The 13,557-nt window shown below is 70.7% G+C and carries 12 protein-coding genes; 5 read left to right on the top strand and 7 right to left on the bottom strand.

Features of this window, described 5'->3' with window-relative positions; translation table 11 throughout:
- Nucleotides 1-86: 86 nt before the first annotated feature.
- Both FHX37_RS21460 and FHX37_RS21455 read right to left on the bottom strand, forming a co-directional pair.
- Complete coding sequence (locus FHX37_RS21460) at nucleotides 87-2,978, bottom strand: hypothetical protein (RefSeq protein WP_141926097.1); 2,892 nt, start codon at nucleotides 2,976-2,978, stop codon at nucleotides 87-89.
- A 48-nt stretch (nucleotides 2,979-3,026) separates the two neighbouring features.
- On the bottom strand, nucleotides 3,027-3,374 hold the full coding sequence (locus FHX37_RS21455; protein ID WP_141926096.1) for a hypothetical protein: 348 nt from the start codon (nucleotides 3,372-3,374) through the stop codon (nucleotides 3,027-3,029).
- A 270-nt stretch (nucleotides 3,375-3,644) separates the two neighbouring features.
- On the opposite strand from FHX37_RS21455, the gene serC reads away from it, so the two are divergent.
- The 3 genes from serC (at nucleotide 3,645) to FHX37_RS21440 (ending at nucleotide 6,894) form a co-directional block, all read left to right on the top strand.
- On the top strand, nucleotides 3,645-4,766 hold the full coding sequence (serC, locus tag FHX37_RS21450) for a phosphoserine transaminase (RefSeq protein ID WP_394344530.1): 1,122 nt from the start codon (nucleotides 3,645-3,647) through the stop codon (nucleotides 4,764-4,766).
- A gap of 97 nt (nucleotides 4,767-4,863) precedes the next feature.
- On the top strand, nucleotides 4,864-5,859 hold the full coding sequence (locus FHX37_RS21445; RefSeq protein ID WP_141926095.1) for a glycerophosphodiester phosphodiesterase family protein: 996 nt from the start codon (nucleotides 4,864-4,866) through the stop codon (nucleotides 5,857-5,859).
- A gap of 78 nt (nucleotides 5,860-5,937) precedes the next feature.
- On the top strand, nucleotides 5,938-6,894 hold the full coding sequence (locus FHX37_RS21440; protein WP_141926094.1) for an aminoglycoside phosphotransferase family protein: 957 nt from the start codon (nucleotides 5,938-5,940) through the stop codon (nucleotides 6,892-6,894).
- Nucleotides 6,895-6,924: 30 nt separating this feature from the next.
- Here the strand turns inward: FHX37_RS21440 and FHX37_RS21435 are convergent, their stop codons facing one another.
- The gene (locus FHX37_RS21435; RefSeq protein ID WP_141926093.1) at nucleotides 6,925-7,962 is read right to left on the bottom strand and encodes a hypothetical protein; all 1,038 of its coding nucleotides are present in this window, start codon (nucleotides 7,960-7,962) and stop codon (nucleotides 6,925-6,927) included.
- 478 nt (nucleotides 7,963-8,440) lie between these two features.
- Between FHX37_RS21435 and FHX37_RS21430 the strand changes: the two genes are divergently transcribed.
- Nucleotides 8,441-9,166: a 3-keto-5-aminohexanoate cleavage protein gene (locus FHX37_RS21430; protein WP_141926092.1), complete on the top strand. Its 726-nt coding sequence runs from the start codon at nucleotides 8,441-8,443 to the stop codon at nucleotides 9,164-9,166.
- 103 nt (nucleotides 9,167-9,269) lie between these two features.
- Here the strand turns inward: FHX37_RS21430 and FHX37_RS21425 are convergent, their stop codons facing one another.
- The 4 genes from FHX37_RS21425 to FHX37_RS21410 form a co-directional block, all read right to left on the bottom strand.
- A complete protein-coding gene (locus tag FHX37_RS21425) occupies nucleotides 9,270-10,154 on the bottom strand; it encodes a hypothetical protein (protein ID WP_141926091.1) in 885 nt (294 codons plus the stop codon).
- Between the two features lie 244 nt (nucleotides 10,155-10,398).
- Nucleotides 10,399-10,947 carry an RNA 2',3'-cyclic phosphodiesterase gene (thpR, locus tag FHX37_RS21420; RefSeq protein ID WP_141926090.1) on the bottom strand — a complete coding sequence of 183 codons (549 nt, stop codon included), beginning with the start codon at nucleotides 10,945-10,947 and terminating at the stop codon, nucleotides 10,399-10,401.
- Nucleotides 10,948-11,017: 70 nt separating this feature from the next.
- Nucleotides 11,018-12,277 carry an MFS transporter gene (locus tag FHX37_RS21415; protein ID WP_141926284.1) on the bottom strand — a complete coding sequence of 420 codons (1,260 nt, stop codon included), beginning with the start codon at nucleotides 12,275-12,277 and terminating at the stop codon, nucleotides 11,018-11,020.
- A 74-nt stretch (nucleotides 12,278-12,351) separates the two neighbouring features.
- Entirely contained in the window at nucleotides 12,352-12,801 is a 450-nt protein-coding gene (locus FHX37_RS21410) for a MarR family winged helix-turn-helix transcriptional regulator (protein ID WP_141926089.1), read from the bottom strand.
- Nucleotides 12,802-13,154: 353 nt separating this feature from the next.
- On the opposite strand from FHX37_RS21410, the gene FHX37_RS21405 reads away from it, so the two are divergent.
- Nucleotides 13,155-13,517 carry a DUF2530 domain-containing protein gene (locus FHX37_RS21405; protein ID WP_141926088.1) on the top strand — a complete coding sequence of 121 codons (363 nt, stop codon included), beginning with the start codon at nucleotides 13,155-13,157 and terminating at the stop codon, nucleotides 13,515-13,517.
- Nucleotides 13,518-13,557: the final 40 nt, after the last annotated feature.

Below are 13,557 nucleotides of genomic sequence, written 5' to 3'. Positions count from 1 at the left end.
GTGATCACGATCGCGGGATCTTTTTCGGTTCGGTGGCCGCCCGAGCCGGCTTCACCCCCGGCGGGACGACCACCGGCGGAACCGGATCACCGGTAGCAGTTGGGGCCCGTGTCGCCCGTGCTGGGAGTGATACGCCCGCACGCCGCGATGAACTGCTGCTCCTGCCGGGGCCCGGCCTGGACGAGCTGCACGAGCTTGTCGTCCTTCCAGCGGTCCTCCTCTCCCCCGAAACCGAGCACGCCGCTCACTCCGGCGACCCGCTCGGTCGCGCGGAGCTCCACGTCCAGGTAGGTGGGTGTCTCCCAGTCCCCGCGGTGCTCCATGTCCGCCAGCCCCGCCCGGGTCGCCGCCCGGGCCACGACCGTGAGGGTGTCGTTGGCCATGACCGCGTGCGCGGTCGAGGGCCGTTCCCGCCCGGGGTTCTCCTCCCCGAGGTCGAGTTCCTCCGCCGTGAACGTGTCCAGCTCGGAGTAGAACCCGTCCTCGTTCAGCTCACTGGTGTTGGAGCGGGTGTCGCTGGCGGCCAGGGGAGTGTAGAACACCGGGAAGTCACCGGTGTTCTCACTGAGGTTCTCGATGTGGTCGGTGATGTACTTGGCGATGTCGTCGCTGCCGATGACGGTCATCCCGTCCGCGCACGCCCCGTTGCGCGGGAGGTTCCCGTAGAGCTGTCCGAACTCGTCGGAGCGGCCCGCGTAGTAGACCACGTCCGGTGTGGGGTCCGTGCGGCAGATCCGTTCGATGCGCTCGCCCAGGGTCCGCCCGGCCTCGGCTCCGTAGGGGACCACACCCTCCGGGAGTTCCTCTCCCCCCGCGGTGGTGTGGGGCGCGGCCCCCCGCTGCTGGTACGCCTGCCCTCCCCGCGTGGAGAACTCCCGCATGAACGTGGACGCCAGGTCCACCCCGTAGCTCTCGTCCTGCGTGTCGTCGGCGAGCGCCACCGCCGTGTCCGCGGGTTCCAGCCGGTGCCCCGCACTGCCCTCCTCCGCGGGGGAGGCGCCGTACCGCGCCCAGTGGGCGGCCTGGGTGGCGATACGGGTGTTGGAGGGCGCGACGGGATAGAAGAAGGGACTGCTCCCGCCCGTCTCCATCTCGGCGATGCCGTCGAAGGTCGTCGTGCTGCCCACCATCGGGATGGCGGCGCGTGTGAGCTCCCGGACGGCCTCCGTCGTCGGTTCCAGGCTCTGTCCGAAGCCGACCGCGGCCACGATCCGCTCGTCTCCCGCCCTCTCCGGGTCCCGCGCCCTCTCGGCCACCAGTCGCGCCACCTCACGCCCGTGCTGCCAGCGGGCGCCGGTGTTGGCCAGCAGCACCCGGAGCGCCGGGGAGGGATCGTCCCCGGTTCCGGAGCGGTCCTCGTTGTGCTCCCGCTGCCGCACCGCGAGCCCCGCCAGTTCGCCGTGCACGCCCGCCAGGGCGTCGCTGTCGCCGTTCCCGCCGTCCGCGCTCCCGCCCTCCCGGGACATGGCCCCCAGGTACACGACGGTCACGTAGGGCTCGTCGGACTTCTCCACCGCCTCGTTCTCCTCGGCGATCCGCTGTTGCACCCGCTCCAGGCGGTCGTCGAACGCGAACGAGCCGTCGGTCAGGCCCACGCACTCCTTCCCGCGATTGTCGACGTCGCTCGGCGGTGTCAGCGCCGCCCCCTGCACGCACGGGTTGAGTGCGTGCGCGGTCAGCGACCCGGCGGCCAGAAGCGTCACCACCGCTGACAGGGCGCAGCCGGTGTAGGCAGAGGTCCGCAGGGCCAGCATGGCTTTGGTGTAGGCGAAGTGCCTGTCGGGTTCCACCTCCCCCTTTGCGGATGCTGTGTCCACGGCCATCGTCAGGGTCCGTTGCTGCCCCACCCGACCGATGAGGTAGCGGACGCGCCGCCATTCCCGGACCTCGGGCGGCTGGATCGCTCCCTCCTTCTCCTTGCGCGCGTCCCTACGGGCACGGGCGGCGACATCGCCGGCGATCCCCGCGGGGAGCGGTTGGCCGCGCGGTCGTACCAGCGTGACGACGAGCGGGTCGGGGAACTTCCAGGAGAGGCGGGCGCGTTCGATCAGCCGGAGCAGGTGCACCTCCGCCTCGCTGAGATGGCGGACGTCGGCGATCAGTGTGGGCAGGCGGAACCGCTGCCGGCGCGGCCACGGCCACCGGTGCCGCCAGCGGCTGATGCCGTAGGCGTCCTCGAGGTCGCTCAACAGGGCGTTGACGGCGAGTTTCTGGATATCCGGAGGGTCCTCGGCGTCGAACGCCTGGTTCTTGTTCGTTTTCTCGTGGTAGGCGTTGAGAACCCGCACCCCCACTTCCCGGTAGTGGCGGGTCCCGTTTGGCTCCGCTCCGTTTTGTGGCTCCCTCAGTGAGTGGGGTTGCTTCTGCAGCCACACGTACTTGCGCCAGGGGAACAGCACCAGGAACCACAGCGCGGTGTTCAACAGCATCAGGAGAACCGCTGCTGAGACTGTCACGAAAGTGTTGAAGTTCCCGAAGGCAGCCGCGATGGAGGGGACCCCGACGGAGGCGACCGACGTAACGATGAACGACAGCGGCGAGAGGACCTTCTCGTCCAGCTTGCCGAAGGAGACGCTGGTTGCCCACGCGAGGACCCAGTAAAGCCACTTCTTGAACCTCCACAGCCGGCGGGACCATGGCACATCGGGCTTCGGCGGCTGCTGGCCCCACAACGCGTTGATCACGTGCACATAGATCTTCCGGTCCTGGGCGTTCAGGTTGTTGTTCTGTTTACCTTCACTTCTGGCGTCTTCTCGGGACTGGCCAGTGTCCTGATCCTGGGGCTCGCCTTCCTGTTCGCTTTTGTCCCCGTCATCCTCTGAGGATTGGTCGTTGTACTGATCCCGGATCCGGTAGGGATCCAACTTGACCAGAGCGAACAGCGAGTCCAGGCGGCGGAAGGCCGGGACGGGCGGGTCCTGCTCCTTCCACGTGTTGCTCCGCTCATCGCTGCCACCCTGCCGGCCGTTGGTGCTCAACCCCTCCTTCACTGACCGAAGCAGCTCGAACAGCTCTGCCGTAGTGGCTCACCCCCGACCGTCGGTGCCCTCAGGAGAAGAGTTCGACCGTTGGCTCTTCCCCAGCCTCACCACCGGGTGGTTGCCGCAGCGCTGCTCCAGGCGTTCCAACACCTCATCGGTGTCGTCGGGGTTTTCCAGCTCCAGGTCGAGCACCGGGGCGGGCAGTGCGACATCACCGCGCCTGCGCTCCGCACCGAGGATGGAGGGGACGCGCCGTTCCGCCCTGTTGTGCGCGCGGAACTGCCAGAGGATCTCGGACGCCGATGGGCGCCTGCGCAGCTCGTCGAAGGCGGCCAGGAACTCCGGCCGCTCCCGTGCCTCACCCGGCGTTCCCTCCGAGGCGGAATGGGACATGGTTCTCTCCCGGACGTGTCCGGAACTGCCGTGGGGGACGGTGGCAGGCACGGCGGTCCGACGGGGGCTCCTGTTCCAGCCCGAACGCGTTCCGTCCGGAATTGTGTACACGGTGGCTCCCCCGGGTCCACCCCCGCCGGGAGCGTTCCCGACCGTCCGGTAACGCCCGACACGGGCGACCTTCCGCGACACCCCGCTGAACTGGGATTATTCACCGCAATCCGCCCCCGTCCCTCCACCAGCCCCACCCCAGCCACTACGCTGGTACAGGTGACTGAGATTCAGATTCCCGCGAACCTGCTACCGAGCGACGGCCGCTTCGGCTGCGGCCCGTCCAAGGTCCGTCCCGAGCAACTGAACACTCTCGCCGCGTCCGGAACCGACTACCTCGGCACCTCGCACCGGCAGAAACCGGTGAAGTCCCTGGTGGGCAGGGTGCGTTCCGGCCTGGAGCGCCTGTTCTCGCTGCCCGACGGTTACGAGGTCGTCGTCGGTAACGGCGGCACCACCGCATTCTGGGACATCGCCGCGCACGGCCTGATCCGGGAGAAGTCCCAACACCTGAGCTTCGGCGAGTTCTCGTCGAAGTTCGTCAAAGTCACCAAGGGCGCCCCGTGGCTGTCCGAGCCGACCGTCATCGAGAGCGAGCCCGGCACCCACGGCCAGCCCCGCGCGGAGAGCGGCGTCGACGCCTACGCCCTCACCCACAACGAGACGTCGACCGGTGTGGCCGCCCCGATCCGCCGCGTTCCCGGCGCGGACGACGACGCGCTGGTGCTGGTGGACGCCACCAGCGGCGCCGGCGGGCTCCCGGTGGACATCGCCGAGACCGACGTGTACTACTTCGCGCCGCAGAAGTGCTTCGCGGCCGACGGCGGCCTGTGGGTCGCCATCATGTCGCCGAGGGCGCTGCAGCGCGCCACGGAGATCGCCGAGAGCGGCCGCTACATCCCGGAGTTCCTGTCCCTGACGACCGCAGTGGACAACTCCCGCAAGGACCAGACGTACAACACCCCGGCCGTGGCGACACTGATGCTGTTCGCCGAGCAGATCGAGTGGATGAACGACCGGGGCGGCCTGGAGTGGGCGGTGAGCCGCACCGCCGAGTCCTCCTCCGTGCTCTACGACTGGGCGGAGAAGTCCGACTTCGCCTCCCCGTTCGTCACCGACCCGGCCCAGCGTTCACAGGTCGTGAACACGGTCGACTTCGACGACAGCGTGGACGCCGCAGCGATCGCCGCGACGCTGCGCGCCAACGGCATCGTCGACACGGAGCCCTACCGCAAGCTGGGACGCAACCAGCTGCGCATCGGCACGTTCCCCGCCATCCCGCCGGAGGACGTGCGCGCGCTCACCGAGTGCATCGAGCACGTGGTCGGCAAGTTGTCCTGACCGGGCAGGACGGTATAAACCTGATGGTCGGCCCGACCGGGCCGGCCATCACGTCTGTGCGCGGGCCCGGTGCCCCGGTCAAGGACGGAATTCGACTGTGCGCAAGAACAAGCAGGAACCTGCCATCCCGATCATCTCGCACCGCGGCGCCTCGGGGCACCGACCCGAGCACACGCTGGGCTCCTACGAGCTGGGGGCGCGGCACGGGGGCGACTTTCTCGAGGTCGACCTGGTCGCCACCGCGGACGGGGAACTGGTCGCGCGGCACGAGGCCCGCATCGACGACACCACCGACGTGGCCGAGCGGCCCGAGTTCGCCGACCGGCGCACCACCAGAACGATCGACGGCCGGGAGCACACCGGCTGGTTCGCCCAGGACTTCACTCTGGCGGAGATCAGGACGCTGGGCGCCACCGAACGGCTCCGGGAGCTGCGCGCGGACAACACCGCCCACGACGGCAGGTACGCCATCCCGACCCTGTCGGAGATCATCGACCTCGCCGAGCGGCTCACCGCGGAGCTCGGCCGCCGCATCGGGGTGTACCCGGAGACGAAGCACCCCGCCTACCACGCCTCCGTCGGTCTCGACCTGGAACCGCCGCTGCTCGCCCTCCTGCGGGAGCGGGGTCTGACCGGCCCGGAACCGGACCTCCCCGTGTTCCTGCAGTCGTTCGAGTCCCAGAGCCTGGCGAAGCTGGAGGATGCGGAGGTGCCCCGCGTGCTGCTGATGGGCACCGAGGAGCACTGGCAGCCGTTCACCACCCCGGAGGGGCTGGCCGAGGTGGCCGGGAACGCCGAGGCGATCGGGCCGGACAAGCGGCTGGTGATCCCCCGCGACTCCGAGGACAACCTGGGTGAGCCCACCTCGCTGGTGTCCGACGCCCACGAGGCCGGACTGCTCGTCCACCCCTTCACGTTCCGCAGCGAGAACCGGTTCCTTCCCGCGAACCTGCGTTCGCCGGGCGCCGAGAACGACTATGGTGGGTTCGCCGCCGAATACGAGGCGTACTTCGCCGCGGGCGTCGACGGCGTGTTCACCGACCACTCGCGACACGCCCACCTGTGCCGCGAGCTCTTCTTCCAGGAGTCCTGACCCTGACCCGCGCGCTGGCGCCGGCCTGCCGACGGCCGGGGTGGGGCCAGTACGAGCCCACCACGTGGACGGTGTGATATGACGCGACCGACGATCCTCCCGCCCCAGGAACACCCGGCCCCGCCGCCACCGGCCGTGCAGGAGACCGTGGCGGCGCTGCCGGGCGGGCCGGCGTGGCTCGAGGAGCTGGAGAGCACCGTGCTCGGGCTGCGCGACCGGTGGGGGTTACGGCTCGGCCGTCCTTTCCAGGGAGGGAGCTGCTCCTGGGTGGCACCGGTGGCCACCGCCTCCGGGAGACGCGCGGTGCTCAAGGTCGCCTACCCGCACCGTGAGGGCCGGGGTGAGGCGCGGGCGTTGCGGTTCTGGGGCGGTGACGGCGCGGTGCGCCTGTACGAGTCGGCCGAGGACGGTTTCGCCATGCTGATGGAGGCGTGCGAGCCGGGTGGCCGGATGAGTGAGGCCGAGGGTTCCCCCGAGGAGCTGTTGGCGGCCGGGGCGCACACCCTGTCGGGGTTGTGGAAACACGACCCGGGCGGGAGCCTCGGGATGGAGTTCCTCGCCGACGTGACGGTGGAGTGGGCGGCCGCGACACGCGGTTACATGGAGTACCACCGGCCCGGTTTCGACCCCTACCTGGTGGAGGCGGGCGCCGCACTGCTGGAGACGCTTCCGGCGACATCCGAACGCGCGGCGGTCGTGCACGGCGACGCCAACCCCGGCAACATCCTGGAAGCGGGCGGCGGCCAGTGGCTGGCGATCGACCCGAAGCCGATGGTCGGCGACCCGGCCTACGACCTGTGGCCGCTGGTCATGCAGGTCGAACCGCCGCTGGATCACAGTGACCCGCACCGGGTCCTGCGGCACCGCTTCGGACTGGCCTCCGGCATCCTGGGGGAACCGGAGGAGCGGCTGGTGGCCTGGGCCTTCGCGCGCGCGGTGGAGTCCTCCCTCGACCTGGTGAACCGGGGCGCACGGGAGGAGGCCGAGAGTGAGATGGCCGAGGCCGAGGTACTGGCCGACCTCGCCGGCGTGTGAGCCGTTTCCACCGCTCCGCCCCGCCCGGGCTCAGCCGCGGCGGGCCAGCAGTACGATGCCGGCGATCACCAGCGCCGTGACGCCCACCCCGACCCAGATGAGGGAGGAAGCGCTCCACCCCTGGCCTTCCGTGGAGCCGCTGTCCGCGCTGTCGGTGGTCTCGCTTCCCTCCCCGGCCTCCGGTGACGGGGTTTCCGGTTCCAGCAGCGGAACGCGCCACACCGGACTGTTGTCCCCCTCGCTCCCGGCGAGGAGCGCCTTCCCGCCGCCCCCGTAGGTCAGCGACTCCCCCTGTTCCATGCTGGGCAGGGTCATGTCCGCTGTGCTCTCTCCCGGGACGCCGCCCTCGGCGTCGTAGAGCGTCACACCCCGGTAGGTACGGACGGCGTACTGGGAACCGTCCGGGGCGAATGCGGCGTCGGTGGCGTACAGCGGCGCCGATCCCACGGGTTCCAGGGTGTTGGTGCCCGCCGGGTCCAGTTCGGCGGGTGCGGCGTAGAGAGTGCCGGCCAGCTCCTTGCTGACGAGGTAGAGTCGGTTGTCGCGCGGGTCGATCATCATCGCTTCGGCGTTGCGGGCCCCGTCCGCGTAGGTGAGGGTGAACGTGGTCGCCTCGACGGTCCGGTCAGTCAGGTCGCGCGGTTCGGGGATCCGGTAGACCCGGATGCCGGGCCACTCACCACCCGCGTTGTCCCCGATGTCGCCGATGTAGAGGGCCGGTTCCCCGTCGTTTCCCGTGCCGGTGGCGATCGCCTCCCAGTCACGCGCCTCCACCCCTCCGCCGGTGAGGGTGACGGTGGCGACGGTTTCGCCCGCGCTGTCCACCGCGTAGATGTCGGGACCGTAGTCGCCGCTGTCGTTGTGGGTCCAGTAGACGCCGTCGTGCCGCTCGGAACGCGCGAGTCCGCTCGACTCCCTGATCCGGGGGTCCTGGAGGGTGAACGCCCGCTCCCCGCCGGAGGGGTCCTCCTCGGGGGACTGCTGCCCGCCGGTGGCGGCCGCCGCGGCCACGGGAGTGAACGGCGTCACCGCGACGGCCAGTGCCGCTGCTACGGCGACGGTTCTCATGTGTACCATCGTCGCATCCCGGGCCAGCCGGTGTTGCGTGCAGCCCGCACCGGACGGGAATGCTTGTGTCAACGGCGGCGAGGGGAACAGCCGCGCCGGGATACTTCCGGCGGGATACGGGAACGCCGCTGTCCCGGACACGTTTCCCCCCTGCCGACGCCAGCCACCACTGCGGACGAGGGGACCCTGCCGATGACCCGTGCGGGAGACCACCCCACTCGGCACAGCGCGGCCGCACCCGGCCGCGCTGACGGGCTGTCCCGCACGGCCACCGCCGCTGCCACCCGCGCGGCGCGGCCGTGTCCTCCCGCACTCCGGTCCGGGCACACGGCAGCGCGGCCCACGGGCCGCCTGTCGGCCCCGCTCCACGCCGGCCCTGCACAGGGCCGGCGGAAGAAACCACACCGACACCGCACGGAAGGAGGAAGGCGTTACCTCTCCCGCACACGCGGCGGGAGTCACCACGCCCAGATTACTGATGAGGATCGTCGCCTGCCTGAACGGTGACCGCCGACCCACGGCCCACCCGGCCCTGCCCGTGTCCGCCGACCAGCTCGTCAGCGACGCCCGCGCGGCCGTCGCCGCGGGCGCCACCGAGATCCACATCCACCCTCGCGACGCGCACGGCGCCGAGTCGTTGGAGCCACAGGTCCTGACCCCGGTGCTGGAACAGCTCCGGACCGAGGTCCCGGGGGTGCCGATCAGCGTCACGACGGCACTGTCGGCCGAACCGGACCCGTGGCGCCGTTACGACATGATCCAGCGGTGGGGCGCCCTCCCGGACTCCGCCACGGTGAACCTGCACGAACCCGGGTCGGTGGAGGTGGCGCGGTTGCTCATCGACCGGCGTGTCCCGGTGGAGGCCGGGGTGTGGACCGTGGAGTCCACCCGGATCCTGGCCGCCACCGAGCTGGCGCCGTACGTGTATGCCGTGCTCATCGAACCGACCCAGCCCACCCGGGAGGACGCGCTGAACAACGCCGCCGCCATCAACGAGGTCCTCGACCAGTGCGACGCCGCCCCGCCGCGGATGCTGCACGGCAGTGACGACACGGCGTGGCCGCTGCTGGACGCCGCCCTCGCGGACGGGCACGACATCCGGATGGGACTGGAGGACACGCTACGCGGGCCCGACGGGACCGATGCCGCGGACAACGCGGCGTTGATCGCCATGGCCCTCAGCCGGGTGTCCGCCTCGGCGTGACCGCGGTACCGCCCTCCGTCGCGCCGGCCGGTCCGCAGCGGGCCGGCGCGAGGGCGGGACGGTGCCCGGTCACCTCACCGTCCGGATCGCAGCGGGGCGGTGCTCAGTCGAACAGTTCCTCGGCGCTGTCGACGACAGCCGCCCGGCGCACCCACACGTTGAGCTGCTCCGTGTCGGCGCAACCGGTGATCCGCGACCGCACGTCCTCCGGCACCGCGATCCCCCGGGCCTCCAACACCGCGAGCACGCTCCGGGCCTCGCCCCTGGCCTCACCCTTGGCCTCGCCTCTGGCCTCGCCCCGAGCCTCGCCCTGGGTGAAGTACTTACGCGCGAAGTCGCTCCTGTACTCCTCGGTTCCGGCCACCAACAGCTCCTCCAGCTCTTTCCTCGCAACGTCCGGCAACACGGAGGCCACATAGTCAACATACAGTCCGGCACGCTCGTCATCCACGAGCCGCAACGCGTCGTGGAACGTGCGCAGTACCCGGCTGTCCCCACTGTGCGCCAGCACGGACAGCACTGCCAGTTCCGGGTTCCGGTCGGCCTGCTCCTGTTCGGTTACCAGGGGTGTGGCTCTGGGACCCAGCACCTGCGGCCGCAGGACGTGGCGCCCGTAACCCACGTCGACCGGCTCGGCGCACCAGGACGCGGTCCGTTCGTCGGGGCAGAGCACGAGCAGCGCGACCGGGCACTTCCACCGGCGCGCCAGCGTCGCGGTGTACACCGGCCAGGTGGAGCGCTTCTCCTCGTCGCGGCGGAGCTGCACTTCCACCACGATGACCGATACCGCCGTGTGCTCCTCGAACAGCGCGACGACACCGTCGGCGCGGTACTCCGTGGGCTGGCGGTCCGTCAGCTCCCCCGAGGCGAGCCGGGCTTCGTCGTAGGAGGGCAGGTCGAGGGAGAACGCGTGGCCGAGCAGTTCGGGAGCGAGCCCGGGATGGTAGTGGAAGAGCTCGAGGGGGAATTCGTGTTGGTGTTTCGGCACAGCGGGAAACTACCAAACGTGGCCGACGAAGCCCGAAGGGTGACGGGGAGCGGCGGCTCCGGATCCCGACCCGGTCGGTTCGAGCGGCGGGCGGGAGTGTCCGCGCGCTATCCCAGCAGCGCGCCGGCGATCACGATGAGCATGATGGCCGCGAGCACGGTGGGCAGCAGCCAGCGCTGCTTCCGGTTGTTGGTGAGCATGCTCAACAGGGCGCCCCGCTTCGCGGCTGGTCAGTACCTCGTGTTCAGCTTAGCGCCCACGTGTCGACGGTGCGGTACCGGGGCTGCTGCCCGGGGCGGCTGTGCACGAGGTGCACCTCACCCGCCTCCCAGAACGGGGTGGCGAACTCCAGCAGCTCCGTGCGCAGCTCGCTCGCGTCAACGGGTTCGCGGCTGCGGGCGAGGGTGACGTGGGGGACGTACGGGCGGCGCTGCACCGCGACGCCGGCCCTGCGCGCCGTTCTGGAGACCGCACCGGCCAGGTCCGCCAACGGGTCCACGTCGCCCTCGATCCCGGCCCACAGGACGCGTGCGCTGGCGGCGTCGCCGGGGAACGTGCCCGCGCCGCGCACGGCCAGCCGCATACGCGGGTGCCGGGGGATCTCGGCCGCGAACCGCTCCCGCAGGTCCCCGATGCCCTCCTCGGAGACCTCACCGAGGAACAGCAGGGTGAGGTGCCAGTCGTCCCGACCGGTCCAGCGCAGGCGGGGGTTGGCGTCCCTGAGTTCGCGCACGGCCTCGGCGACCCCGTCGAGTACCTCCCCTGTGGGATACACCGCGAGGAACAGTCTCACCCCGCCTCCTTCCCGTGATGCGGTTGTTGCGGGGCAGGATGTCATCCGATCCACAGTCGGCGAAAGGGTCTCAGCCGCTCTCGTGTTCCCTGTTCCGGGCGACGCGCACGAACGGGAAGGCGGGCGAGCGTTCCACCCGGACGTTGTGGTGGCGGACGAGCAGCGCGGCGATGAGAGCCGCCACCAGTACCGTCACCGTTCCGCCGGTCGCCAGGCTCGTACGGGGACCGAACGCGTCGGCGAGGACACCGACGATGGGAGAACCGATGGGAGCCATCCCGAGGAACACCAGCATGTACATGCTCATGACCCGCCCGCGCAGTTGCGGGTCAACGCTGAGCTGGAAGAACGCGTTGAGTGAGGTGGTGAACATCAGGAAGGCCACCCCCATGGGGACCAGCACGGCGGTGAACCCCGGGTAACCGGGCGCGACGGCAGCGCCGACCTGGGTCGCACCGAACACGAGGGCGCCGGCCAGCACCACGCGCAGCCGCGGCCGTTCCCGGCGGGCCGCCAGCAGTGCCCCGGCCAGGGCGCCCACCGCGAGCGCAGCCGCGGCGATGCCGAAGGCGTCCGCGCCGGCGGTGAAGACGTTGTTCGTCATGAGCGCGATCTGGTTCTGCACGTTGGAGCCGAACATCTGCAGGAACGCGGTCATGACGAGCAGCAGCACCAGGTCTCTCCGGCCCAGGAGGTAGCGCAGCCCCTGGCGGACCTGCCCCTTGTCGCGGGGGGCGGGTTCGGTGGTGTGCAGTTCCGCGGGGCGCATCAGTGCCAGGGCGACCAGGGTGGCGCTGAAGGAGAACGCGTTGAGGACGAACACCGGGCCGCTGCCGATCGCGGCGATGAGCAGCCCGGCGACGGCGGGCCCGACCACCCGGCCGAGTTGGAAGCTGGCGCTGTTCAGCGCGATCGCGTTGGGCAGGTCGCGTTTGCCGACCATCTCCACCGCGAAGGTCTGGCGGGCGGGGTTGTCCACGACGGTGACGATCCCCAGGGCGAACGCGAACACGTACACGTGCCACACGTTGGCGATCCCGGCCGTGGCGAGCACGCCCAGGGCGAGGGCGAGGACGCTCTGGCTCGCCTGGGTGACGAACAGCAGGCGGCGTTTGCCCAGCCGGTCGACGAGGGTTCCGCCCCACAGTCCCAACAGCAGCATCGGGAGGAGCTGCAGGGCGGTGGTGAGCCCCAGGGCGATCCCGCTGCCGCCGCTGAGTTGCAGCACCAGCCAGTCCTGGGCGATGCGCTGCATCCAGGTTCCGGTGTTGGAGACGACCTGGCCGCCGGCGAACAGCCGGAAGTTGCGCACGGCCAGGGAGCGGAACATGGCCGTGCGCCCGTTCGGCGGGGGTTCGGGTTCGGGGTCGGCGCCCTCCGGGGACTCCTCGGAGGCAGTCGCCGTCACGACTGGCTGATCCGGTCCAGGATCTCCGTCGCCGAGCGCAGGGTCTCCTTCTCCTGCGGGGTCAGTTCCGCCAGACGCTTGGTGAGCCACGCCTCGCGGCGCCGCTGGTCGAGCCGCACCAGTGAGTGTCCCTCCTCGGTCAGGTCCACCAGCAGTTGGCGCCGGTCCTGGGGATGCGGCGTCTTGCGCACCAGCCCGCGTTCCTCCAGCCCCGTGATGATCCGCGTCATCGACGGGGGCTGCACCTTCTCGTGGTCGGCCAGCGCTCCCGGCGTCATCTGGCCCTGCTGGGCCAGGGCGAACAGCACCGCCCCCTGCCCCAGTGACAGGGAGGCGTCCGGACGTTGCGCTCTGAGTCTCCTGGTCAGCCTGCTCACGGAAACGCGCAGTACCGCTGCCAGGCCCGCGTCGGTTCGGGTCTGTCGGGAGAGATGAGGCTTCTTCATTAGCATGACTCATTACTTTTGCTAACAGTATCGCGCGTCGCCGCATTTCTCCGCCCCCGTGCTCGGGGACGGACGGCGCGACACGGCGCGGCAAAAGCCTAGGGCCTGTCCGACGGACGCTGCGCTGCCGCTCCGGTACCGCACCGCCCGTCACGGGCGGCATCCGCCGAACGGGCCGGGTCCTGTTTTTCGGACGCTTGTCCTGCTGCGCGCCGCCCCGGCACCCCGCCCGGCGGCGTTCTCGTCGGTCGACGGAGGGTCCGCTCCGCCTCCCTGGCCGGCCGTGCCGGGGCGGCACCGGAGACGCCGCTCGCGACGAACAGCGCCCAAAAAACAGGACCTAGTCTGGAAGCGTGCGACAGCCACGCCGGCCCGACCCCGAAGTCCTGGAGGGCGACTACCGCGTCCCCACCGCCCTGGGAACGCTGGCGTGGCTCGCTGCGCTGCTGGTCCTGCTGGCCCTGGGTGACCGGCTTGCGGAGGAGGACCGCTGGTGGATCGGAGTGTGCCTCACCGGGATCGCGCTGGGTGTGTTCGGTTACCTCTACATCCCCCGGCTGCTGCGCAAACGCGCGGAGGCCGAGGAGCGCAACGCGGAGTACGGCACCGCCGGCGGAGACGGGGCATCCGGCGGGGACGCGCCCGAGGACGGCGAGGAGCGGGGCGCGGACGGTGCCGGAGACACTACGGCGCCCCGCCCCGACCAGGATCCGTGACCGTGGGCCGCTGGCGTGAACGGCCGCGCGTCTGGCCGAT

This window comes from Haloactinospora alba, from assembly GCF_006717075.1.
In the GTDB taxonomy this organism is placed as follows: Bacteria; Actinomycetota; Actinomycetes; order Streptosporangiales; family Streptosporangiaceae; genus Haloactinospora; species Haloactinospora alba.
Note: the sequence above shows the minus strand (reverse complement) of the source record. Positions and strands in the feature narration are given on the sequence as shown.